Raw genomic sequence first — 24,403 nt, 5'->3', positions numbered from 1 at the left:
TTATTTTAGAGATAAGATAAATGAACTGGGGGTATCTATGAACATACTTCAAAATATTCACGCATTTGATGTACAAACCTTTTATTGGTGTATGGCTCGCAAACACAGAGCAACACTTACCAAGTTGGGTAAAGCGGTTTCTTTTAGTGCTGATGGCCCTTTGTATGTGATGGCAGGCTTACTCTTGTGGTGGGCAGGCTATGAGACCCTCGCATTGGTTCTGGCCTGTGGTTTTACTTTAGAGCGATGTTTGTATTTTGTCCTCAAAAAAGGCTTTAAGCGTAACCGCCCAGCAGATGCCCTGGATGACTTTAGCAGTTTCATCATTCCATCCGATCAGTTCTCATTTCCTTCAGGCCATACCTCTGGAGCGTTTTTCGTTGCTTACTGCTTGAGTGAGTGGTTCCCAAGTTTGAACATGATGCTGTACTTCTGGGCCATGAATGTGGGTCTATCAAGAATCTTTCTAGGCGTGCATTTTCCAACCGATACTGTTGTAGGTGCTATTTTAGGCACCAGTTGTGCGATTTTCATGATCGGAGTCCTAGTATGAAAATATTGTATGGCGTACAGGGGACCGGTAATGGCCATATAACACGTGCTCGAGCGATGGCGGAAGAACTAAACTTGGCAGGGGTAGAAGTGGACTATGTTTTCAGTGGTCGTGACCCAGAAGACTATTTTGACATGGAAGTGTTTGGCAACTACCGAACCTTTGAAGGTTTAAGTTTTGTGGCCCGCAATGGTCAACTGGATTTGCTTGCAACTTATCGCCATGCGCATCTTTTTCAGCTTTATAAAGATTGCAAAGCCTTAGACACTCGCCAGTATGATTTGGTTATCACCGACTTTGAGCCTGTGGTCGCATGGGCGGCGAAGCAGCAGGGAGTAACCTGCATAGGTTTTGGCCATCAATATGCCTTTCATCATGATATTCCACGCTTTAAAGGGAACTGGGTTGCTCAATGGATTATGCGAAACTTTGCACCGGTTAGTACGCAACTGGGTGCCCACTGGCATCATTTTAATAAACCTATTTTACCGCCATTGGTACATGTTAACGAAAACGGTAATACGCCCACGAGTCGTAATGTGTTGGTCTATTTACCCTTTGAAAACAGTGAAGCCGTGTTTGAGTGGTTAGAGGCGATTCCTGATTACCAGTTTCGCATGCACTGTAAGGATATTGAGCCAGGCGTATACGGTCATATTGAAGTGTTTGCTTTTGCTCGCAAATCCTTCCAAAAGAACCTTGGTGAATGTGAATCTGTATTATGCAACGCGGGCTTTGAACTAAACTCGGAAGCCTTACAGCTGGGTCGTAAAATTTTAGTGAAGCCATTGAAGAAGCAGATAGAGCAACACTCGAATGCGTTAGCGCTGGAAAAACTTAAGCTTGCTCAAACCTGTGAGGACTTAAGCTCTGAACGCATAATGGAATGGTTGGAAAGCAGTCAGTCTGTTCAAGTGTCTTATCCTAATGTAGCAAAGGCTGTGGTGGCTTGGTTGGTGTCTAAAGAGCGTACTAGTATCGAGTCATTGTGTGAAGGCTTATGGGCGCGTACGCGAACAAATCACTCGGTGGACTTTCGTTATCCTGCGTCGAAAAGCACCAGCAAAACAAAATATTCAGTACCCGCTTAATAGCTTATCACTTGGGGGAGTGCTTAATCTCAAGCGCTTTCCCCAAACCTCTCTGTCCCCTGGCTTAAACTCTCTTTCTCAATGAAAGCTTTTGATGGCTCAAGGGCGTGTCTTTGTGCGAAATAAAGAAAAAAAGCTGAAAAACATTGTTCTTTGCCCTGTGCTGGGTGAACCTCGGTCACATTAGCGGTAGAATAGCCTTTTAATACTGACGCGAGTCAGTTTTTCACTGCTCTGGCGTAACGTAATGCGGCACAGTAGGTAGGTTATGAGGTCTAGGACAAGGTAATGAAAACAGCCATTTTAAAACAGAGTCAAATTGATACATCCCTTTACTCTGCAGAAGCCTTACAAGTGCGCCAGGCATTAATCGACAGTGGTCTTGAAACCCCAATGATTGATAATGGCCTTAGCAGCGAAGAAAAATACCAACGTATTAAGAGTGCTTTTGAAGATGTGGTCAGTACACTTGGTCTGGATTTAAACGACGATAGCCTAGCTGAAACGCCTCACCGTATTGCCAAAATGTACGTAAAAGAAATCTTTTCAGGGCTAGATTACAGCCAATTCCCTAAAATCACCGTGATAGATAACAAGATGCGCGTGGATGAAATGGTGAAGGTGAGTGATATTAGCTTTACCAGCACTTGTGAGCATCACTTTGTCACCATCGACGGTTTGGCTAAAGTGGCTTATTTACCTAAGAACAAAATTATTGGTTTATCGAAAATTAACCGTATCGTACGTTTCTTTGCTCAGCGTCCTCAAGTGCAAGAGCGCTTAACGCAGCAGATCCTCGTCACGCTGCAAGCTTTGTTGGAAACAGACAATGTGGCGGTCAGCATTAACGCTGTGCATTATTGCGTGAAAGCGCGTGGGGTAATGGACGCAAGTTCTTCCACTCAAACCACGGCCTTGGGTGGCTTGTTTAAGCGCAGTGATAAAACTCGTAGTGAGTTTTTAGCAAAGTAGCCTTGAAGCTTGGTTTCAAAGAGTCATTTGCAGGCTTTTTTGTGTCTAGAAATACCCTGCTCTAACAGCTGGAGAAGCATATGAGTGAGAATAAGAAAAATACTTGGTTTCCAGCAAAAGAAAACGGCTGGGGGTGGGGTAAGCCTCATGCTTGGCAAGGTTGGCTGAGTCAGTTTATTTATCTTGTTGCGGTGGCTTTAACCAGTTACCTCATTGATCCAAAAGTAGAATTATTGAATTGGGCGATTGTGGTGACCATTTTAACCCTATGCTTAATTTTCCTTTATGTTGTCAAAGGTGATGCCCCGAGCTGGCGCTGGAAACGTATCAAACGCAAAAGAATTAAGCTATTTAAGTAAAACTAAAGATTTTCTTTATCTTCTACCTGCTATTAAATGACCTAAAAACGTCAGGGAATACAGGTTGAAAACGTCCAAATTACTCCTCCTTATTGCTTATCTTGGCTTCATTAGCCTTGGTTTACCCGATGCGGCTCATGGGGTGAACTGGCCTTTTGTACGCCAAAGTTTATTTGTCCCGATTGGTTGGTTAGGCTTTGTCATCGCGGCTGGCAGTGTCGGTTATTTATTATCGAGTTTTTGTGTTGGTCAGTTACTAGAGCGCTGGGGAATTGCTTGGTTGCTGATTCTAAGCAGTTTACTGGTTAGTGTTGGTTTATTCGGTTTTGCTATCAGCCAGCAATTTTATATTTTCTGCCTTTTTGCAACCTTAATAGGATTAGGGTCTGGCGGCATAGACGCTGGGCTTAATGCTTATGCAGCTGAAAATTTCTCGGCTAAGCATATGAACTGGCTACACGCCGCCTTTGGTGTCGGTGCCACCCTGGGCCCAGTGATGGTCACCTGGGTGCTTGTGCACAGTGATCAGCAATGGCGTTGGGGCTATGCTCTGATTGGCAGTTTGATCTTTATCATGGCACTGGTGTTTGTATTATCGAGAAATATTTGGCGTAAGAATCCTTCCCATGAGCCTGTAGAAACAACTCCTGCTGAGGAAAAGGGTTCTCAATGGCGCCTGCTGAAACATCCGACCGTGCGTTTACAGATGTTGTTCTTTTTCTTCTATACCGGACTTGAGTTTGGAGTAGGCCAATGGGCCTTTACTGTAATGACGGAAACTCGTGGAATAAGCTTAGCGGCCGCGGGCACTTGGGTTGCCTTGTTTTGGGCCGCATTGGCTTTTGGGCGCATTCTATTTGGAGTATTGGTTGAGCGTTTTGATGTGGATCGATTGTTAGGTCTTTGTTTGTTAGGCATTGTGGCAGGTACTGTGTCCTTTAGTCTGGAGCAATCTCCCATGTTTAGTTTTATTGGTCTAGTGCTTATCGGCTTTTGTGCGGCACCGATTTTTCCTTGTATGATTTCGCAAACCGCCAATCGTGTCGGTAAAACCCATGCACCCCACGCCATAGGTATGCAGATGAGCAGTGCTGTCTTGGGAGCCATGACATTGCCTTTTGCCAGTGGCATTATCGCTGAGCATTTTGGCATGAATTATTTGAGCCTAAGCTTTGTTATCTATGCAATAATCATTGCCTGTGTTTTCCATAGAATTCGTCACTCTGTTGCCAAGGGGCAAGTGGCTTCTTTACCCCTATAGATAGACAAAAATACCGATTTGTAAGCCTGCGAGTTCGGCGAAATTTTTATTAAGGATGATGTGAAAGGTGATCCCACCAAAGTATATTGAAATAATCTCTCAGAATTTATTGCTGCTGTGTCTAGTTGTGCTGGGCATAGGGCAGTCGTTTATTTTTGCTTCGCTACCACCAATAGGCCGTGAAATCGGCCTTACGGATGTTCGCATTAGTACGCTGATTACGGTCGGGGCGGCAGCCTTTGTGGTAGCGGCCTTTATGTGGGGCGGGATTATTATTCGCCTAGGGCGAGTCCGCTCTGTCATCATTGGCATTGCCTGCTATGCGGTAACCATAGTGTTAACGGGCGTGGTGCTGGAAGAGACTCTGGCGCAGAATATTTCAGCAGGCCATGCCTATTATTGGGTGTTTGCCTTACGGGTGATTTTCGCCTTGGGGATTGCTGGCGTCTTACCTTCTATCCAAGCCTACTTGGTGGCCCACAGTGATGTGTCGCGCCGTAGCGGTACCATCGCAAAAATTGGCGCATCTTTTAGCATAGGTATGATCCTAGGCCCTGCATGTGCTTCGTTATTAAGTAATTTTGGCTTGACCGCACCTTTTTACAGTATTGGTTTTGTGGCGGCTGTGGTGTGTCTGCTGGTGGTGTTTTTCGTGCAAGATAACCAAGATGTGCGCCAATTTAGCAAACCTCCTAGGATCAATTGGCTGACGCAACCGGTTATGCCGTTTCTCCTCATGTCCGTATTAGCAATTTTGTCGGTCACGGGGGTACAGCAAATTATGGGCTTTTTGATTCAAGACAGATTTCATCTAGACGTATCTGAGACAACGAAACAGGTAGGTGTGGCTATGATGATGATGTCTTGCTTAAGCATTTTTGTGCAGATGATTTTGGTGCCTAGATTCCAGTTTGGTGTGGTGTTCTTGATTACAACTGGGGTGAGTTTAGGATTAACCGCACAACTCACTTTTTTATTTTTAAACTCTTATACTGGCATTCTGGTGGCCATGGGGCTATTTGGTGCAGGTTTTGGTTTCTTGTTTCCTGGTATCCTCACCGCCCAAACTCTATTGGTAAAAGACGATCAGCAAAGTCGTTTAGCCAGTGTTAACGCTTCCATGCAAGGCTTAGGTGCCGCATTAGGCCCTGTGACCCTAGCGGCTTTATATCAAGTAGGGATTCATGTGCCCTTTATTTTTCTAGCACTTGGCTTGGTGTTTATCATCAGTGTTTTTCAGTTGTGTCGTAAACGTTTGCTTTCCCCATCTTAGTTGAATTTTGTTTGGCAAAACTGACGGGGAGAGACACCAAAATGCTGGTGAAAACGACGACTGAAGTGGCTTAAACTCTGATAGCCTAATTCAAAACTGACTTCAGTAACTGAGCACTTTTCCTGTAGGCGCTGGTAAGCACGGCTCATCCTGCGCTGGTGCTGGTATTCCATCGGTGTGCAACCAAGCTGACGCTTAAATTCTTGGTAGAAACGACTGCGGCTCATGCAGGCCATCTTGCTAAGCTCATCAATATTTAGTGGTAAGGCAAGGTGCTGCTCAATCCAGTGTAAAACACAGGTTAAGCCATTGGCATCTGGTGCTGCTTGGGTAAAACACAATAAGGCTTCACGACCATGGTGTCGTAAAATTCTAGTAATCAGCTCACTTACGCCCAAATCCACTAATAGATCTCTGTCTGGGTCATTTTGTACATACTCACTGGTTAAGCGATTTAGCACCTGCTGGGTGGCTTGGTTGTGAAGTGTATGCAGGGGCTGGTAGGGGTTGACCGTTATCTGGCTTGATAAGGGAGAAGTGTTCAGCACATCATTCATGCGATCGCACAGCTGTGCGACTCTTTCTTCGGATATTTCTATGGTGAGGCAAGTGGTTGGTTTATCAATTCTTGCTTCCGGGAAGTCAATGAAGACTTCTTCATTGGGAGATAAAATAAAGGATTCATGGGGCATGAAAGGGATATTATCCCTGTGTTGGGTGTGCATGACCTTGGCACCTGTGACCATGCCGCAATAGAGTAGCCCCTCTGATTTCAAGCTAACCTTCTCTGCCGTCTCATAGGTATCGTAAATACTCAGCTCCGAGTGAGGGCCTGCAAAACTAATACGATTTTCCACCAACTGTGTCGGCGCTTTTCGTTTGCCGTGCAACAGATGATGACTGGAATATTGAACACTCATTAGCACACCTCTTTTATCTTTATTTTATTGGCGCGATATTTTTTGCTAGGAGCTCATCATTACGCTTGTTGTCGAGTTCGTCAACAAAAATGGATCCATAGACAAATGATAAAGACTCACAGACAAGTTTTCTTAGGGGCTTAATTTACAGTTAAAGAGGTCAAGACAAGTCGAAAAAAATAACAATAGGAGATTTATTATGATTTATGCCAAACCAGGTAGCGAAGGAAGTGTCATTACGTTTCAATCTGAGTACGGGAACTTCATTGGTGGGGAATGGGTGGCGCCAGTAAAAGGCCAGTACTTTGATAATATTAGCCCAGTCGATGGACAAGTTTTCTGTCGTATTCCTCGTTCCACAGAAGAAGATATTAATCTCGCACTGGATGCCGCCCATAAGGCCCGGGCGGCTTGGGGAAAAACTTCTGTGGCGGCACGTTCTTTGATTCTGCTGAAAATTGCAGATCGTATTGAACAGCATTTAGAAGCTTTAGCTGTAGCGGAAACATGGGATAATGGTAAAGCCGTGCGAGAAACCCTAAACGCCGACATTCCTTTAGCGGTTGATCACTTTCGTTATTTTGCGGGTTGCTTACGCTCCCAAGAGGGCAGTGCTGCAGAGCTAGACGAGCACACAGTAGCCTATCATTTCCATGAACCTCTAGGGGTTGTTGGTCAAATCATCCCTTGGAACTTCCCAATTCTCATGGCGGCTTGGAAACTTGCACCAGCCCTTGCCGCGGGGAACTGTGTGGTTCTAAAACCTGCTGAACAAACCCCAGCGTCTATTCTCGAAGTGGTGAAAATTATTGCCGACCTGCTGCCTGCCGGTGTGCTGAATATTGTTAATGGCTTTGGTAAAGAAGCCGGTGAAGCGCTGGCGACCAGTAAGCGAATTGCGAAAATTGCCTTCACAGGCTCCACTCCAGTCGGCTCACATATTCTAAAATGTGCGGCTGAGAATATTATCCCTTCTACCGTTGAACTAGGCGGCAAGTCGCCAAATATCTACTTTGCTGATGTGATGCAACAAGAGCAGGCCTTCATCGATAAATGTGTTGAGGGAATGGTGCTGGCCTTCTTTAATCAGGGAGAAGTCTGTACCTGTCCATCGCGGGTTTTGATTCAAGAGTCCATGTATGAGGAGTTTATTGCACTGGCCATTGAGCGTACTAAAAGCATCAAACAGGGGGACCCTTTAGACACTGAGACCCAAGTGGGTGCACAAGCCTCTAAACAGCAGTTTGATAAGATTCTAAGTTACATCGATATTGGTAAAGAAGAAGGGGCGGAATTGCTCATTGGTGGTGCTACTCAAGCGGTTAATAACCTTAACGAGGGCTTCTATGTCCAGCCAACCATGTTTAAAGGTACGAATGACATGCGCGTCTTCCAAGAAGAAATTTTTGGTCCCGTTATTAGTATTACTACCTTTAAAGATGAAGCGGAAGCGCTTGCTATTGCCAACGATAGTGAATTTGGCTTGGGAGCTGGGGTTTGGACGAGAGATACGAATTTAGCTTATCGAATGGGGCGTAATTTGGAAGCGGGTCGAGTGTGGATGAATTGTTACCACCAATATCCTGCTCACTCTGCATTTGGTGGCTACAAGAAATCTGGTGTGGGTCGAGAGACCCATAAGCTGGCGCTGTCCCATTATCAGCAAACCAAGAACATGCTGGTGAGCTATGATATTAACCCTCTGGGTTTCTTCTAGTTCCTAGTTGGGTAGAAAAGACTAAAAAGGCCAAAAGACAATTTGTCTTTTGGCCTTTTTTATTTCAAGAATTGCTAACTGGATTAATCTTTGTATTTCTTGATTTCACCAGATTTAAGACGTGACATGTAAGAGTTTAGCTCTTGCTTCACGATCGGCATTAGGAAGTAAAGACCGATGATGTTGGCAACTGCCATAGCGAAGATCGCGGCATCAGAGAAGTCAATAACTGGGCCTAAGCTTGCTGCTGCACCGACAATGATGAATAGGCAGAAAATAACTTTAAACGTAAGTTCAGCATTTTTACCTTCACCGAATAGGTAAGTCCAAGCTTTCAAACCGTAGTATGACCAGCTGATCATGGTAGAGAAAGCGAACAATACAACCGCGATAGCAAGAATGTATGGGAACCAGCTAATGTTAGACCCAAACGCCGCAGAGGTTAAAGCAACACCAGAAGAACCGTCAGCTGTCATGATACGGCCACCTTCAGTTAGCACATACATGCCAGTTGTAGGGTCGATAACAAGTTGCTGTGTAATGATGATAACCAAAGCTGTCATAGTACAAATAACAACGGTATCAATGAAAGGCTCTAGTAGAGAAACAAAACCTTCTGTGATTGGCTCATTGGTTTGTACCGCTGAGTGAGCGATCGCTGCAGAACCAACACCGGCTTCGTTAGAGAATGCCGCACGTTTGAAACCTTGAATCAAGGCACCAACAATACCACCGGCAACCCCTAGACCTGTGAATGCACCTTCAAAGATCTGGCCGAAAGCCCAACCAATCTTATCCGCATTTAAAATCAGGATAATAAGTGCTGCACCAACATATAGAAGGCCCATTATCGGTACAATCTTATCGGTAACGCGAGCGATAGACTTAATACCACCAACAATTACAGCAAATACAAGAGTCGCAAAGATGATACCGGTAATCCAACCTGGGTAGTCGCCTGTTAACTGGCTAATTTGAGCGTGGGCTTGGTTAGCTTGGAACATGTTTCCGCCACCAAAAGCACCCAAGATACAAAATACAGCGAACAAGCCAGCAAGAATTTTACCGCCAGGGATACCGCGTTCTGCAAAGCCTTTCGAGATGTAATACATTGGACCACCAGATACACTGCCGTCTTTGTATTCATTTCGATATTTTACACCCAAGGTACACTCGGTAAATTTAGAGGCCATACCCAGCAGACCTGCTAGAATCATCCAGAATGTTGCACCGGCACCACCAATAGACACAGCAACCGCTACACCTGCGATGTTACCAAGACCAACTGTACCAGATAGGGCAGTGGCTAAGGCTTGGAAGTGACTTACTTCACCCGCATCGTTAGGGTTTGAGTAATCACCTTTAACAAGGGCAATAGAGTGACCAATGTTACGGAATTGTACGAAGCCGAAGTACAGAGTGAAAACACTTGCACCGACAACCAACCACAACACGATCCAAGGGAAGCTAGTGCCTGGGATTGGTGCAAAAATAAGGTTAACAAACCAACCTGTCGCAAAACCAAAGGCTTCGTTAACTGCGGCATCGATACCTTCTGCTTTAGCTGAAGTGCTCAATGCTAAAGCAAAAAAAGCGAACAGAGCATTAAATGGGGTCATAAATTTTTTCATAATAGTCATCCTTAGCTCACAACAGTAACAGGCACGCTAGCGCTCATAACCAAGTTTGCGGTTACGCTGCCAAATACTCGTGCACTTAGTCCATGTTCAGATGAACGAGCCACGACGATTTGATCTGCATTCTTTTCAACAGCAACTGTGTTTAGGGAATGGGCCACTTTACCGTGTAGTACTCGGCCTTCCGCTTTAATGCCATCTTCTGTCAATACTTTAAGAGCAGGCTCTATCACACGCTCTTTAGCCTTCGCGATTTCTTCCTGACGATGTTTTTTACGCAGTGCATTTTCTTCAGTGGTTTGGAATGTATAAGGTGACCACTCGACGACACATACAAGTTCTAGTGTACATTCTTCACCGATAAGGCTCGCGAGACGCTTCGCGTATGAAAGTGCGCGACTGCTCGCTTCACTGCCATCTACGCCTACTATGATTGTTGCTGACATAAAAAAGTCCTCTTTAGTAATTCTTATAAAGGCTAACAATAATCGTTAGCCTCTCAGACTAGGCTTAAGCAATTCTTATTCCAAAATAGATTTTCAATGCGGAAATAAGCTTGCAAATTGGTGTGCACAATTATGATGAATTGTGCACTGCACCATAGAGTGGCATATCTAAAATAAAAAATCCCACAATTCCCCAGGGAAATTAGAGATATATGTTAATTTTTTAACCTGTTTAGGTGTTTATGACTGTTTTTTTTGTAACTCAAAGTAAAAGAGCGCTTTATTTTTACGATTGGGCAGAATTTTCTGCCGATATAATACTGTTCAAGTTTTTTTCGTATGGTATTTTTGTTTCCAATTGGAAATATTTGTCCTAGTATGGAAACTGCTCTGTTTGTCAAAAATCATCCCTGTTAAATAGAAAGGAGTCGAAATGGCCATTAGTTTGTTTGATCTTTTCAAAGTCGGTATTGGGCCTTCTAGTTCACATACCGTAGGCCCAATGGTGGCAGCGAATGAATTTGCTCAGCAATTAAAGACAGACAAACTGCTTGAGTCAGTTTCAAGAGTAAAGACAGACTTGTATGGTTCGTTAGGGGCGACAGGTAAAGGTCATGGCACGGGTAAAGCTGTGTTGATGGGACTTGAAGGGGAATACCCAGACAAAATTGACCCGAATACGGTGGAGGATAGAGTCGTTCAGATTACAGACAATTCTCGTATCCATTTGCTACAGGAGCATGCCATCACTTTTGATAGCCAAGCAGATTTGATTTATCACCGTATTGACCGATTAGATTTTCATGCAAATGGCATGACCTTTATTGCCTATGATGCTCATGGGCAGGAAGTAAAAAAAGCAACTTTCTATTCAGTCGGTGGCGGCTTTATTCTCCAAGAAAATGCTCAGGGTGAGATCGAATTAGTAGAAGATAATAGAGTTCTACCTTATGACTTTCATAATGCCGATACATTAATAGGCCTGTGTCATGAGCATGACATGACGATTGCCGAAATCATGCTAGAAAATGAAAAGTGCTGGCGATCAGAGCAAGACATTAAAGATGGCATTCTCGCTATTTGGTCGGTGATGAAAGAGTGTGTCAAAAATGGCATAGCTCGCGAAGGCATCCTTCCTGGTGGTCTAAAGGTAAAGCGTCGTGCTCCTAGCCTATATCGTGATTTAACAAAGAAAACTCGCATGGATATGATTACCCCTTCGTTGGGTGCTATGGACTGGGTGAATTTATACGCATTGGCCGTTAACGAAGAAAATGCTGCAGGAGGTCGAGTAGTGACTGCCCCCACAAATGGAGCGGCTGGCATTATTCCTTCTGTGTTGCACTATTATTGGGATTTTTGTCCGCGCTCGGATGAACAAGGGATCATTGATTTCTTTCTAACTGCATCTGCGATTGGCTTATTGTTTAAAGAGAATGCCTCCATTTCGGGAGCAGAAGTAGGCTGCCAAGGAGAAGTGGGCTCCGCCTGTGCGATGGCTGCGGCAGGTCTTGCAGCTGCTACAGGAGGCACACCGGAACAAATTGAAAACGCTGCAGAAATTGGTATGGAACATAATTTGGGGCTGACCTGCGACCCGATTGGTGGGCTGGTTCAAGTACCTTGTATTGAACGTAATGCCATGGCGGCCATGAAAGCTATTAACTCAGCTTCAATGGCGATTCGTGGAGATGGCAGTCACTATGTCTCCTTGGATAAAGTCATTAGAACCATGCGTGATACAGGACGAGATATGAATGATAAATACAAGGAAACCTCAAGAGGTGGTTTGGCTGTAAACGTGATCGAATGTTAATAATTGTATCGCTGAAATATGTCTTCTTGGTTGCTTAATAAAGTATTCAAGTATCTGATATTAAACTAGTTTTTATAAAATCAAAATGAGCCCAATAGAGCGCTTCATTTACTAGGGCACCTGATCTTTGAATAAAAAGTCAGGTGCCTTTTTTGTGCCTTAAAACTAGGGGTATATATCTTATTTATCCCAGTGTAGAATGGCGCCCGAAATATATCTTACAGAATTATGACAAAGTAGATGTATGGTCAAATTATCTCGGGTGTTAGGACGTACACTTTGTTAGTGACTTGCGGATTCGTCATTAAGAGTTTGGCATTAATTTAATTAAGTAGAAGAGCCGGTATGGATCAACAAAAGAACCCTAATCAAAATTCGACCCTATTAGGGGGTAACGAATTTATTCGTGTATTAATCGCGCTAGCATTTGTCCTAGTGTCTGGTTTTTATGCTTCCACCATTGGCATTAGTGTGTCTAATGTCTCTATTTTAGCTGTGGCTTCGGCAATTGGTGCTTATATGGCGCTGAACATTGGTGCGAATGACGTGGCGAATAACGTAGGTCCTGCCGTTGGCGCTAAAGCTTTGTCCATGACAGGTGCAATCTTAATTGCTGCAGTCTTTGAGGCGGCCGGTGCTATTATTGCGGGTGGTCATGTGGTTGGTACTATTAAGAAAGGTATCATTAACCCAAATGCAATCGCTGAAGCTGAAACCTTTATTTGGGTGATGATGGCGGCACTGTTAGCGGGCGCGATCTGGCTAAATCTAGCAACTTATTTAGGTGCGCCGGTATCAACCACACACTCAATTGTGGGTGGCGTGTTAGGCGCCGGTATTGCGGCAGGCGGATGGGATATTGCCAACTGGAATCAGATGATTGCCATTGCTGCCAGCTGGGTCATTTCGCCCGTATTAGGTGGTCTAATTGCTGCAGGTTTCTTGATCTACATTAAGCGTAATGTCACCTACAAAGGCGACATGCTGGAAGCCGCTAAGAAAACGGTACCTCTGTTGGTGAGTCTGATGGTTTGGGCTTTCTCTACTTACTTAATTCTCAAAGGTTTGAAAAAGCTTTGGTCCCTAGACATAGTGTCAGCAGGGCTGATTGGTTTTGCCATCGCTTTAACAACGTATTTTGTTGTACGTCCTATTGTTGAAAAAGCGGCGGCATCTTTGTCCAACACCAAAGATGATGTGAACAACTTGTTCACCATTCCATTAATTGTGTCTGCAGCCTTGTTGAGTTTTGCTCATGGTGCCAACGATGTGGCCAATGCTATCGGGCCTCTAGCGGCGATCACCGATGCACTGACAACAGGAGCGGTATCGAGCAAGGCTGCGATTCCTCTATGGGTTATGTTGGTTGGCGCTATCGGTATTGCGATTGGCTTGGCGCTGTTTGGGCCGAAACTGATTCGTACCGTGGGCAGTGAAATTACCGAGTTGGATAAAACACGCGCTTACTGTGTGGCAATGGCCGCGGCGATTACGGTAATCATCGCCTCTCAATTGGGCTTACCGGTAAGTTCCACGCATATTGCTGTGGGTGGTGTATTTGGTGTGGGCTTCCTGCGTGAATACCTAAAAGTTTCCTACGATAAAAAATTGGCGGCGATCATTTCTCACTCTGAGGATGCGGGCCACGATGGACAGCAAACACAAGCTTTTGTGGAACGTTTTAAGCAGGCGGATGTAGAAGAGAAGCGTGCGATTCTTCGTGAGCTAAAGCAAGAGCAAGCTTCTTCACCTATTAGCTCGCGCGAGCGCAAAGGCCTGAAGAAAGCCACTAAGAAAGAGCTAGTGAAGCGTTCTGCTTTATTACGAATTGCGGCCGCTTGGGTTATTACTGTCCCAGCGTCAGGTATTTTATCGGCAGCAATCTTCTATATGTTGTTGGGTTACTCATTATCATAAGTATCCTATAGACTCCCAAAGGGCCAGCTTAGCTGGCCTTTTTTATATGTATTCGCCCGTCTGGGTGTGATATAAAAAACATGAGTCGGCGTTCGAATACAGGATATTCGGGATTTTTACTTTAAGGATGGAGTTCAGCTAGAACCTTTAATAGACAATGTATCGATCTTTGATAAGCCAGTAGGCTAGGGTTAAAGATCGAATAGGACACGTGTTTCACTCATGACAGAAATTGCCATATTCATTCTTTTACTACTGATAGGAAGCGTCATCGTACTGGCCATCGTGCTGCAGTTTAAGGAACAAGCGCGCCAGGAAAAATTACGCAAGCTGACACGTCTTGACAACCAGCTTAGGCTGTTGCGCAGTTTTATCGACGATATCCCTTCTCAGTATCAACCCAAAGACATGCGTATTTGGTTGTTTAGCCGTGTAGTGGCGGTCTGTGATGAAATTCAAACCCTTAAAACGGATACCGCTATTGCTAAGAAGCGTTCTCGCTTTGCAGAAGAGTTAAAACGATTCCAAGGGAATCAGGACAATCGTAAGCCAAAGCCAATTAATGATGAGCTCTTAATCAGTGGTCTGAAACGCTTATTTGAATCCTTAAGAAGCTATATATTATTGGCTCACAAAGAAAAACAATTGTCTTTAGACGTAGTACAGCGCTATGAAAGCTTATTGATGTTGTATAAATATCAAGTGAGTGCTGACTTTTATGCTTTCCAAGCTAAGCAGGCTTATTTAAATGGTAAGAAAGAAAATGCCATTCAAATCTATAAAGAAGCCATTTCCCAATTGGCTCCCATCAAAGATACCCCACAAGTTGTCCCCATTATTGACGACTTTAATGCTGTCATCGCGGATATTAATGCGGAAATAACTGCACCGCCAGTGGATGATAATCTCCCCAATAAAAACACGGAAGCTCTGGATGAAGAGTGGGAACAATTCATTGATGAATCCACTTTTACAGAGAAAAAGCGCTTTTAAAATAAAGGCTTGTTCGAGCCCTTTTTTCGTGATTAACTCGCCAATCGCTAAATTTTCCTTTGCTAATTGATACAGGGAGTTCAATTGTGAACCTTGCGCTTTTGTCAGCATTTATTCCAACTTTCTTTTTTGTCTCCATTACCCCAGGTATGTGTATGACACTTGCCATGACTCTTGGTATGACCATTGGTGTGAAGCGCGCTTTATGGATGATGCTAGGGGAGCTTGTTGGGGTAGGTGTGGTGGCTGCGCTATCGGCATTAGGTGTGGCGGCTTTGCTGTTAAATTATCCAGACGTGTTCACTGTATTTAAATACCTTGGTGGTATTTACCTTGCCTATATCGGTGTGCAGATGTGGTTGTCAAAAGGCAAGATGGCCATTAAGCAAGACAGTGAAAATACTGCTCAGGTATCCTACTACGACTTGGTTTCCCAAGGCTTTGTTACCGCGATTGCGAACCCAAAAGGGTGGGCATTTTTTGTGGCTTTACTGCCGCCGTTTTTAGATGCCTCTCAGCCACTAGCAGGCCAGTTAACACTGCTTATTGCCATTATCTTAAGCCTTGAATTTAGCTGCCTACTCATTTATGCCACGGGCGGTAAAACTTTGAAATCCTTGCTGATGAAAAGTGGTAATGTTCGCATTATGAACCGAATTGCTGGCTCCCTAATGATGGGTGTAGGCGTGTGGTTAGCTCTTGGCTAACTTTTAGTCTTGCTGGTTCTTTTACGAGCTGTTTTAGGGCCAGCTGAGCGTTTTCTACTGGCAGACTTTCGATAACTTTTCTTCGTTGCTGGCGGTAGATTTTGTAACGCACTAATCGGGATATCTTTCGACGTTTGCAGTAAATTGTGTAGGTTTAATTCTAGACCGCTCATAAACGACTCGTAGCTTGTCTCATTGAGACTCATAGCGTTTAGATTCGACTCCCATTGGGCCGTCATGTCAGGTGTCACGATAGACTCAGGCAAGCAGTCTGCAAAACCTCTACCTGTTTTACTGGCATGAATTTGCTTACCTTCTCTTATCAGAAAGCCGCGTTTAAAAAGCAACTCTATAATACTCGCCCGTGTGGCTTCCGTGCCTAATCCATCACTGTCTTTTAGAATGGCCTTAATTTGTGGGTCGCTGACAAAGCGGCTTATTCCTGTCATGGCGGCCAGCAAGGTTGCATCGGTAAAAGCTGCGGGTGGTGTGGTCACTTTTTCTTCGACTTGGCCATGGCTGCACCACAGTTGCTGACCTTTGCTAAGTTTCGGCAGCATGGCTTGTTCTTCATTATTGTCTTTTGTGACCGATTTTTTCGGTAATAAGGTTTTCCAGCCCAATATTGTGGGCGTGTTTCCTTTGGCTTCGAATTGCCCTCCTTCAATCGTCAGTGTTATGGCTGAAGCGAGGTATTCGTAGGGAGGGTAAAACTGCATCAGGTACTGACGAGTAATTAACTGAAAAATTTTCTTCTCGGTACTGCTCAATTTACCTGCTTTGTGAGCTTGAGTGGTGGGGATAATCGCGTGATGGGCGCTGACTTGTTTGTCATTCCAGGCTTTGCTGCGACGTGTAACATCCGCCCCTTGAATAGCCCCTTGAAACTCGTCGCCAGAGCGACCAAGGGCTTGCAAAATGGCCTTGGCGTCTTGGTGCTGGCCACTGGGTAGGTAGCGGCAATCGGAGCGAGGGTAGGTAATGATTTGATGTCGTTCATACAGGTCTTGGCAAGTGTCGAGAACTTGTTGTGCGGACATTGAAAAAGCTTTCGCAGCATCGATCTGCAAGCTAGATAAATTGTAGGGCAGTGGTGGTGCTTGTTTCTTTTGTTGGTAACTGGCTTGGGTCACAATGGCCGGCTTGTTACTAATGCGCTTAGCGACATTTTGTGCCAATGGCAAACTTAATACCCGCTTTTCCTCGTCCATGTAAGGGGCGCAATGCTCGCTAGGCCGCCATTTAGCTTGAAAGGCTTCGCTATTCTCTGTGCTGACATGGGCCCAAACTTGGTAAAAATCTTTGGCGACAAAGTTTTCTCTTTGCTTGTCTCGATTGACCACCAAGCCTAGTACTGGGGTTTGCACGCGCCCAATGGATAATACCCCTTGATAACCTGCCTGACGGCCTTTAATGGTGTAAGCCCGCGTCAGGTTAAGGCCATACAGCCAGTCCGCTCTGGCACGCGCCAACGCGGATCGTGATAAGGCTGAAAACTCACTGTTACTTTTTAGCTGCCCCAAAGATTTTTTGATGGCGCTAGGGGTGAGGTCATTTACTAAAAGCCTGTTTGTGGATTTGAGCTTAGTCGCGGGGACTTTACAGTAGTGTAATACTTCATCCACCAGAAGCTGCCCTTCACGGTCTGGGTCCCCAGCATGAACCAGTTTTGTCGCTTGCTTGATGAGTTTCTTCAGTACCCCAAGCTGTTTTTTAGTTTGGCTTTTTTCCTGCCATTGCCATTCTTCAGGGATGATGGGGAGATGATCAAAATTCCAGCTTTTATAGGCGCTGTTGTAAATATGAGGTTCGGCTTGTTCGAGTAAGTGACCAATACACCAGCTTATGCAATCCCCATTGGCGAGCCAGATACAACCGTCTGCTTTTTTTTGAGGAGGTGGGAATGCAGCGGCAATGGCGCGGGCTAAGCTAGGCTTTTCGGCGATATAAAGAATCATGGTTACACTTGACTGGTTATTTATACAGTTAAGTGTAACGGACAGGCAGCAATGTGGCCAGTGTTAACTGATCGCAGAGTGAGGGTTAGTTTGATTGGTCAAAGTTCTCAGTACTTAAATAACTGCTGGTGGTTTTCTCACTATGGTCATGATAGCTGTCGAGAATAAAGCAGCTTGCGGAAGAAAATAAAACAATACTCACAAACAATATTCCCCAATAGTCCGTTTTTTTACGCTGGGGCTCTAGGCTAAATTGTTGATCAGGGCTGGCTTTTATAAAGCTCTGGCTTTCCATCGAATTATTCCTTGTTCTCAGAATGTAATGCAATATTAATGATAATCAGTATCATTTGCAAATACTATTAATACGATGGTTTTTTTTAATATCTACCGCCTACTTTCGTGCAGGCTATCAGCGTGTCGTATCCTGCTTGGCTGTGCTATAATGCGCCCTCAAATTTACATTTACGAATAAGAGAGTTTAAACATGTCAGAACTGTCGTTCGACTCGAATGAAGCTAAAATCGCATACGGCATCGGCCGTCAAATTGGTGATCAACTTCGCGGTAGCGATCTTGGCGAACTGTCTTTAACGCACCTTTTCGCTGCGATTGAAGATGCTTTGAACCAAGCTGAAATGCGTGTTCCTGGTGCTGAACTAGAAGCCGCTTTTGCTGAGCTTCAAGCAAAAATGGAAGAAAAAACGCGCGCTGCTTCTGAAGGCAACGTACAAGCTGGCGAAGCTTTCCTTGCTGAAAACAAAGCAAAAGAAGGCGTGCAGGTAACGGAAAGCGGTTTGCAATTTGAAGTACTTGAAGAAGGTACGGGTGCAACACCTGCTCTAGAGTCTACTGTTCGTGTTCATTACGAAGGTCGTTTGATCGACGGTCAGGTATTCGATAGCTCAATTGCTCGCGGCGAGCCGATCGAATTCCCACTGACTGGCGTTATCGCTGGTTGGACAGAAGGTTTGCAGCTAATGAAAGAAGGCGCGAAATACCGTCTTACTATTCCTGCTGAATTGGCTTACGGTGCACAAGGCGCCGGCGCTATGATTCAACCTTTCTCTGTTTTACAGTTTGATGTTGAGTTAATTGCGGTTGTTTAATTAAACGACTGGCAATAAAAAAGCGAGGCTTGGAAAAGCCTCGCTTTTTTGTGTCCGACCAACGTCTATTAAATGTCTCTCATCATTCGAGTGTGCATTTTACCCGCTTCTAAAAAGATCTTACCATCGCCTTTAAAGCCAAGTTTTTCATAGAAAACTTGCGCATCTACCTGTGCATTTAAATACACTTGGGAAATGCCCATCTCTCGGGCGACCGAAACCGCCTTATTGATCAGCATTTTACCAAAGCCTTGGTGACGATAATTTTCTAGGACGGCCAAGCGACCAATTTGCCCTTTTTCCGTTAAGCGGCAAGTACCAATGGGTACCGCAGTCGTGCCAAAACATACAAAATGCACAGCCTGTTGATCTTCATCGTCCCACTCATCTGCTGGGTCAATACCTTGTTCGACAATAAACACCTGAGTGCGCACAAAGGTGATCTGCGCTTGGCTGCTGTTCCAATCGGAGGTTAAGGCTTTCAATGGGCTTCCTCTATTCTTCGGTATCGTCTGGGTTGGCGACAAGTTCAATTAAACCCTGCTGCGCAATCAAGAAGCGAACTAGGGGCTCAAGATCGTCATTCAGTTTGAAATCCAAGCCAGAGAAATCAAACTCAGTTTGTTCGCAAACTGCTTGCACAAAGGCAGTTAGATCAGAGTGAATGTCGATCTGCTGACCATTACAGAACACCGCAAGTTTTTGGGTTTTAGGGCTGTCATAGTAACAAACACGGGCATCCCCTGGGCGAATAAAGGTTTGTCCTTGTGCGGCTTGCTCAAAAGCCTGATCCACTTCTTGTTGATTAAGAGCCGCCATGTATTCAGGGTATTTGACCTCACTCATGGTGGTGCCTAACCATTGGGCAAGACGCTCAGGTTGAGTAATTAATTGACTCAGCTGATCGGATAGATATTGAATGTCGTCTGCATGGATTTGAGCCGAGTGTTCACGGTTAAAGGTTTCTGGGGCGCTGAACCTATGCTTAGCATTAACTTCTTCACAAATCTTATCACGCAAACCTGTTAAGGCATCCTGCATGCTGGGTGCGCGAAAACCAATGGAGTAGGTCATGCAGTCGTCATCTAGGGCGCGGCCATTGTGAGCAAAGTTTGGCGGTAAGTAGAGGATGTCACCCGTTTCTAGCTCCCAATCCATACTTGTATCGACGTTGAAGTTATCTAGGATGTGCAGATCGATGCCTTGAATAGCACTGTCCTGATATTGCTCTGGGGCTAGTACCTGCCAGCGACGAGCACCGCTCACTTGCACTAGGAAAACATCGTATTGATCATAGTGGGGGCCAACACTGCCACCCTTTGTAGCGTAACTTGCCATCACATCGTCGAGGCGCCAGCTTGGTAAAAACTGGAACTGTTCTTTCAAGGTTTGAATTTCAGGAATCCAGTGATCAACCGCTTGGACTAATAGTGTCCATTCCTGTTCAGGCAAGGTGCTAAACGTGGCTTCATCAAATGGGCCTTGCAGTAATTGCCAAGGTTTGGCTCCTTTCTCAATAACAATTCGGGACTCAACCTCTTCTTCCATCGCCATGCCTGCTAGCTCATTAGCGTCTAACGGAAGTTCAAAGTTTTGCAGACCGGCACGGATCAATAGTGGCTTTTTTTGCCAATATTCCTCTAAAAAGGTTTTTGCTGTCATGCCACCCAGTAGGCTTAAAGGCGTGTCTAAATCCATCATGTGTTGTTACCGAGAAAAAAGGCTAGAGAGAATGAAAAAGAGCCGATAAATCGGCTCTTTTCGAAAGGCTAAAAGTGACGAATTAGCCGCGAATTGCTTTTGCTTGTGCAACCGCATTACCAATGTAGTTAACAGGTGTTAGTGCTTTTAACTCCGCTTTCGCGTGGTCTGGTAGCTCTAGGGTTTCTACAAAGGCTTCAATGGTCGCTTGATCAATCGCACGGCCACGAGTCAGCTCTTTTAGCTTCTCATAAGGAGACTCGATGCCGTAACGACGCATAACGGTTTGAATTGGCTCAGCCAAGACTTCCCAAGCAGCGTCTAGGTCTGCATTTAGGCGAGGAGCATTGATTTCCAGCTTGCTAATGCCTTTTAGAGTTGCTTGATAAGCAATAAGGCTGTGGGCAAGACCAACACCTAGGTTACGCAATACGGTAGAGTCTGTTAGGTCGCGCTGCCAGCGAGAGATAGGCAACTTAGCGCTTAAGTGACCCATGATGGCATTGGCGATACCCAAGTTACCTTCTGAGTTTTCAAAATCGATCGGGTTAACTTTATGAGGCATAGTAGAGGAGCCGATTTCGCCTGCAATGGTTTTCTGCTTGAAGAAGCCCATTGAGATGTAGCCCCAAACGTCACGGTCGAAATCGATTAGGATGGTGTTGAAGCGGGCGATGGCATCGTACAGCTCAGCAATGTAATCGTGTGGCTCAATTTGCGTGGTGTAAGGGTTCCAAGTTAGGCCCAATGAGGTAACAAATTGCTCCGCGTGAGCTTGCCAGTCCACATCTGGGTAAGCAGAAAGGTGGGCGTTGTAGTTACCTACGGCACCGTTGATCTTACCTAGGAATTCAACACTTTCGATTTGTTTTAGCTGACGGCTTAAGCGCGCTGCTACATTGGCCATTTCTTTACCAATGGTCGAAGGAGAGGCGGTTTGTCCGTGGGTACGAGACAGCATAGGCTGCTCGGCATGCTCAATGGCTAAATCCTCAATGGCGGTAATGACATTTTTTAGCTCAGGGGTGATGCCATCTGCTAGGGCTTCACGCAACATCAAGGCATGGGATAGGTTGTTTATATCTTCAGAGGTACAAGCAAAGTGTACAAACTCAGATACCGCCGCTAATTCAGCGTTATCGGCCATCTTGTTCTTAATGAAATACTCAACAGCTTTTACGTCGTGGTTGGTTGTTTTCTCAATATCTTTGATCGCTTGAGCGTCTGCTTCGCTAAAGTTTTCAGCAAGGGCATCTAAAAAGCTGCTTGCTGCTGGGCTTAGGGCAGGTACTTCAATAATTTGCGGGTGATTCGCAAGGGCTTGCAACCAACGAATTTCGACTATGACTCGCATACGAAGTAAACCGTACTCGCTGACAGAGCGACGTAATACATTGGTTTTCGATCCGTAACGACCGTCGATAGGGGAAATTGCGTTTAAGCTAGTTAATTCCATTGAGATTGGGCCTCGAAGAAGGTTTTCAGGGAGTCGCTATTATAGGCAAAAGCGCCTAGGGAATACAGGGTAACAGGGAAGGTTAGAGCACAAAAAAGCCCAGATAAAAATCTGGGCTTTGATTGTTGCTATAGAAGCTTGCTAAACGCTTATAGAGACGCCAACGCTTGGTTGAATGTTGCGCTTGGGCGCATCACTTTTTCAACTTCGTTTAGGTCAACATGGTAATAGCCTTCAAGACCCGCTGGTGAGCCTTGTACGGCAGCAAGTTCTGCGACAATTTTCGCTTCTTGCTCTGTTAACTGCTTCGCTAGAGGGGCAAATTTAGCTGCCAATTCAGCATCGTCAGTTTGTGCAGCAAGTTCTTGCGCCCAGTACATAGCTAGGTAGAAGTGGCTGCCACGGTTGTCCAATTCGCCAGCTTTACGAGAAGGCGACTTGTTAGTATCCAACAAACGACCTGTTGCTTTGTCTAGGGCTTTCGCTAGAACAATGGCTTTCGGGTTGTCGTTCTTGATACCTAGCTCTTCAAAAGATACCGCTACCGCAAGGAACTCACCAAGAGAATCCCAACGTAGGTGGTTTTCTTCCATCAGCTGCTGAACGTGTTTAGGAGCCGAACCACCCGCACCTGTTTCATACATACCACCGCCCAATAGCATAGGTACGATAGACAGCATTTTCGCAGATGTGCCAAGTTCCATGATTGGGAACAAGTCTGTTAGGTAGTCACGTAGTACGTTACCTGTTACAGAGATAGTGTCTTGACCGCGCATGATGCGTTCCATAGAGAAACGAATTGCTTCGTTGTAAGGCATGATGCGAATGTCTAGACCTGTTGTGTCGTGGTCTTGTAGGTAAACTTCAACCTTTTTACGAAGTTGGATGTCGTGAGCACGATCTTCTTCTAACCAGAACACGGCTGGTGTATCAGATTGACGAGCACGGGTTACGCCCAGTTTTACCCAGTCGCGAATTGGAGCATCTTTAGTTTGACAAGCGCGCCAGATGTCGCCTTTTTCAACGTCGTGTTGCATCAATACTTGGCCGTTTTCATCAAGAATGCGCATCACACCGTCTGCTTTCATTTCGAAAGTTTTGTCGTGAGAACCGTATTCTTGTGCTTTTTGAGCCATCAAACCTACGTTTGGTACCGTACCCATAGTCACTGGGTCGAACGCACCATTAGTTTTACAGAAGTTGATGGTTTCTTGGTAAATACGCGCGTAAGTACTTTCTGGCATAACCGCTTTAGTGTCTTTAGACTTGCCGTCACGGCCCCACATTTGACCAGAGTTACGGATCATTGCTGGCATAGAAGCATCAACGATTACGTCACTTGGTACGTGTAGGTTAGTGATACCTTTGTCTGAATCAACCATAGCCAGCTCAGGACGTGTTTCGTAACAGGCTTCAATAGCTTGTTTGATCTCTTCTTGTTTTGCTTCAGGAAGAGATTTGATTTTGTCGTAAACGCTGCCTAGACCGTTATTTGGGTTAACACCGATTTCGTTAAACAATTCGCCGTATTTTTCCCATACGTCTTTGAAGAAAACCGTTACCGCGTGACCGAATACGATAGGGTGAGACACCTTCATCATGGTCGCTTTCACGTGTAGAGACCACATGATGTTGTTTTCTTTAGCGTCTTGTAGCGTTTCTTCGAAGAAAGCACGTAGCTGTTTGCAGCTCATGTTCATGCTGTCTAGCACTTCGCCAGCGATCAATGGCAAAGATTTTTTCAATTCTACAGAACCGTCTTTAGCGACGAATTCAATGCGAACAGTTTGGTCTTTTTCCATGGTAACGGACTGTTCAGAAGAGAAGAAGTCACCGCCGCGCATGTAGTCAGCATGGCTAGTAGAAGTCTTTTTCCAAGCCCCCATAGAGTGTGGGTTTTTACGAGCAAAACCTTTAACGGCTGCTGGCGCACGACGGTCAGAGTTACCTTGACGTAGTACAGGGTTTACCGCACTACCTAGGATTTTAGAGTAACGAGACTGAGCGTCTTTCTCTTCATCTGTAGTCGCATTTTCTGGGTAAGCAGGGATGTTATAGCCTTGCTCTTGTAGTTCTTTAATCGCAGCGTTTAGCTGTGGCAAAGAAGCACTGATGTTAGGTAGTTTAACAATGTTCGCTTTTGGGTCGGCAGTAAGGTCGCCTAGGAACTTCAAGCCATCGACGACTTGTTGCTCGCTTGGTAGGCGATCAGAGAATGCTGCAATGATACGACCAGCTAGAGAGATATCGGTAAGTTTTAGTTCTATATCGGCTTCTTTCGCAAAAGCGCCAAAGATAGGAAGCAAAGATGAGGTTGCTAACGCAGGTGCTTCATCGGTCAAAGTGTAATAGATGGTTTGTTTCGACATGTAATTCCCCTAACATTTTAGGCTCTATCGCCCATTGGTTCGAAGGTGACTTTTGGCCGCCATTCCCTTAATTAAACTGACTGAACAGATTAAAAATTTGCTCGACATACTACCGAAAAAAAAACTTAAAATACATTGGCTCAAGATAT

General features: G+C 45.0%; 21 protein-coding genes. 12 read left to right on the top strand and 9 right to left on the bottom strand.

The window, feature by feature from the left end; genetic code table 11:
* Positions 1-37: 37 nt before the first annotated feature.
* From ACUM5Y_RS01935 to ACUM5Y_RS01910, 6 genes are all read left to right on the top strand, one after another.
* Positions 38-553: a phosphatase PAP2 family protein gene (locus tag ACUM5Y_RS01935; RefSeq protein ID WP_445975159.1), complete on the top strand. Its 516-nt coding sequence runs from the start codon at positions 38-40 to the stop codon at positions 551-553.
* A complete protein-coding gene (locus tag ACUM5Y_RS01930; RefSeq protein WP_445975158.1) occupies positions 550-1,644 on the top strand; it encodes an MJ1255/VC2487 family glycosyltransferase in 1,095 nt (364 codons plus the stop codon). Before ACUM5Y_RS01935 ends, ACUM5Y_RS01930 begins: the two co-directional genes overlap by 4 nt.
* A gap of 288 nt (positions 1,645-1,932) precedes the next feature.
* Positions 1,933-2,616: a GTP cyclohydrolase I FolE gene (gene folE, locus ACUM5Y_RS01925; RefSeq protein WP_445975157.1), complete on the top strand. Its 684-nt coding sequence runs from the start codon at positions 1,933-1,935 to the stop codon at positions 2,614-2,616.
* Positions 2,617-2,696: 80 nt separating this feature from the next.
* On the top strand, positions 2,697-2,975 hold the full coding sequence (locus ACUM5Y_RS01920; RefSeq protein ID WP_445975156.1) for a hypothetical protein: 279 nt from the start codon (positions 2,697-2,699) through the stop codon (positions 2,973-2,975).
* 64 nt (positions 2,976-3,039) lie between these two features.
* Positions 3,040-4,236, top strand: coding sequence for an MFS transporter (locus ACUM5Y_RS01915; protein WP_445975155.1), 1,197 nt, complete (start codon positions 3,040-3,042; stop codon positions 4,234-4,236).
* A gap of 67 nt (positions 4,237-4,303) precedes the next feature.
* Complete coding sequence (locus ACUM5Y_RS01910; protein ID WP_445975154.1) at positions 4,304-5,509, top strand: MFS transporter; 1,206 nt, start codon at positions 4,304-4,306, stop codon at positions 5,507-5,509.
* On the opposite strand, the gene ACUM5Y_RS01905 is transcribed toward ACUM5Y_RS01910, so the two are convergent.
* Positions 5,506-6,429 (bottom strand): AraC family transcriptional regulator, encoded by a 924-nt coding sequence (locus ACUM5Y_RS01905; RefSeq protein WP_445975153.1) that lies wholly within the window; start codon positions 6,427-6,429, stop codon positions 5,506-5,508. The two genes, ACUM5Y_RS01910 and ACUM5Y_RS01905, sit on opposite strands and share 4 nt — an antisense overlap.
* Before the next feature lie 199 nt (positions 6,430-6,628).
* Between ACUM5Y_RS01905 and exaC the strand changes: the two genes are divergently transcribed.
* Entirely contained in the window at positions 6,629-8,146 is a 1,518-nt protein-coding gene (gene exaC, locus ACUM5Y_RS01900; protein ID WP_445975152.1) for an acetaldehyde dehydrogenase ExaC, read from the top strand.
* Positions 8,147-8,229: 83 nt separating this feature from the next.
* Here exaC and ACUM5Y_RS01895 read toward each other — a convergent pair whose 3' ends face one another.
* Positions 8,230-9,777, bottom strand: a complete 1,548-nt coding sequence (locus ACUM5Y_RS01895; protein WP_445975151.1) for an alanine/glycine:cation symporter family protein — start codon at positions 9,775-9,777, stop codon at positions 8,230-8,232.
* An 11-nt stretch (positions 9,778-9,788) separates the two neighbouring features.
* Positions 9,789-10,229: a universal stress protein gene (locus tag ACUM5Y_RS01890; RefSeq protein WP_445975150.1), complete on the bottom strand. Its 441-nt coding sequence runs from the start codon at positions 10,227-10,229 to the stop codon at positions 9,789-9,791.
* A gap of 433 nt (positions 10,230-10,662) precedes the next feature.
* Here ACUM5Y_RS01890 and ACUM5Y_RS01885 point away from each other — a divergent pair, with 433 nt between their 5' ends.
* The 4 genes from ACUM5Y_RS01885 (at position 10,663) to ACUM5Y_RS01870 (ending at position 15,662) form a co-directional block, all read left to right on the top strand.
* Entirely contained in the window at positions 10,663-12,045 is a 1,383-nt protein-coding gene (locus tag ACUM5Y_RS01885; protein WP_445975149.1) for an L-serine ammonia-lyase, read from the top strand.
* A 345-nt stretch (positions 12,046-12,390) separates the two neighbouring features.
* Positions 12,391-13,962: an inorganic phosphate transporter gene (locus ACUM5Y_RS01880; RefSeq protein ID WP_445975148.1), complete on the top strand. Its 1,572-nt coding sequence runs from the start codon at positions 12,391-12,393 to the stop codon at positions 13,960-13,962.
* Between the two features lie 222 nt (positions 13,963-14,184).
* Positions 14,185-14,955 carry a hypothetical protein gene (locus ACUM5Y_RS01875; protein WP_445975147.1) on the top strand — a complete coding sequence of 257 codons (771 nt, stop codon included), beginning with the start codon at positions 14,185-14,187 and terminating at the stop codon, positions 14,953-14,955.
* An 83-nt stretch (positions 14,956-15,038) separates the two neighbouring features.
* Entirely contained in the window at positions 15,039-15,662 is a 624-nt protein-coding gene (locus ACUM5Y_RS01870; protein ID WP_445975664.1) for a LysE family translocator, read from the top strand.
* Here the strand turns inward: ACUM5Y_RS01870 and ACUM5Y_RS01865 are convergent.
* Together ACUM5Y_RS01865 and ACUM5Y_RS01860 are read right to left on the bottom strand one after the other, a co-directional pair.
* Positions 15,659-17,620 carry a DNA topoisomerase III gene (locus ACUM5Y_RS01865; RefSeq protein WP_445975146.1) on the bottom strand — a complete coding sequence of 654 codons (1,962 nt, stop codon included), beginning with the start codon at positions 17,618-17,620 and terminating at the stop codon, positions 15,659-15,661. The genes ACUM5Y_RS01870 and ACUM5Y_RS01865 overlap by 4 nt on opposite strands.
* Positions 17,621-17,705: 85 nt before the next feature.
* Entirely contained in the window at positions 17,706-17,915 is a 210-nt protein-coding gene (locus ACUM5Y_RS01860) for a hypothetical protein (protein ID WP_445975145.1), read from the bottom strand.
* A 192-nt stretch (positions 17,916-18,107) separates the two neighbouring features.
* Here ACUM5Y_RS01860 and bamJ point away from each other — a divergent pair, with 192 nt between their 5' ends.
* Positions 18,108-18,728 carry a BamJ family beta-barrel-assembly machinery protein gene (gene bamJ, locus ACUM5Y_RS01855; RefSeq protein WP_445975144.1) on the top strand — a complete coding sequence of 207 codons (621 nt, stop codon included), beginning with the start codon at positions 18,108-18,110 and terminating at the stop codon, positions 18,726-18,728.
* A 68-nt stretch (positions 18,729-18,796) separates the two neighbouring features.
* Here bamJ and ACUM5Y_RS01850 read toward each other — a convergent pair whose 3' ends face one another.
* The 4 genes from ACUM5Y_RS01850 to ACUM5Y_RS01835 all read right to left on the bottom strand — a co-directional run bounded on the left by ACUM5Y_RS01850 (position 18,797) and on the right by ACUM5Y_RS01835 (position 24,254).
* Complete coding sequence (locus tag ACUM5Y_RS01850) at positions 18,797-19,213, bottom strand: GNAT family N-acetyltransferase (RefSeq protein WP_445975143.1); 417 nt, start codon at positions 19,211-19,213, stop codon at positions 18,797-18,799.
* A gap of 10 nt (positions 19,214-19,223) precedes the next feature.
* Positions 19,224-20,429: a JmjC domain-containing protein gene (locus ACUM5Y_RS01845; protein ID WP_445975142.1), complete on the bottom strand. Its 1,206-nt coding sequence runs from the start codon at positions 20,427-20,429 to the stop codon at positions 19,224-19,226.
* Positions 20,430-20,511: 82 nt separating this feature from the next.
* Positions 20,512-21,885, bottom strand: coding sequence for an adenylosuccinate lyase (gene purB / locus ACUM5Y_RS01840; RefSeq protein WP_445975141.1), 1,374 nt, complete (start codon positions 21,883-21,885; stop codon positions 20,512-20,514).
* Between the two features lie 149 nt (positions 21,886-22,034).
* Positions 22,035-24,254, bottom strand: coding sequence for an NADP-dependent isocitrate dehydrogenase (locus tag ACUM5Y_RS01835; RefSeq protein WP_445975140.1), 2,220 nt, complete (start codon positions 24,252-24,254; stop codon positions 22,035-22,037).
* Positions 24,255-24,403 lie beyond the last annotated feature (149 nt).

Source organism: Marinomonas dokdonensis (genome assembly GCF_052747885.1).
This window is presented reverse-complemented; position numbering and strand designations above follow the sequence as displayed.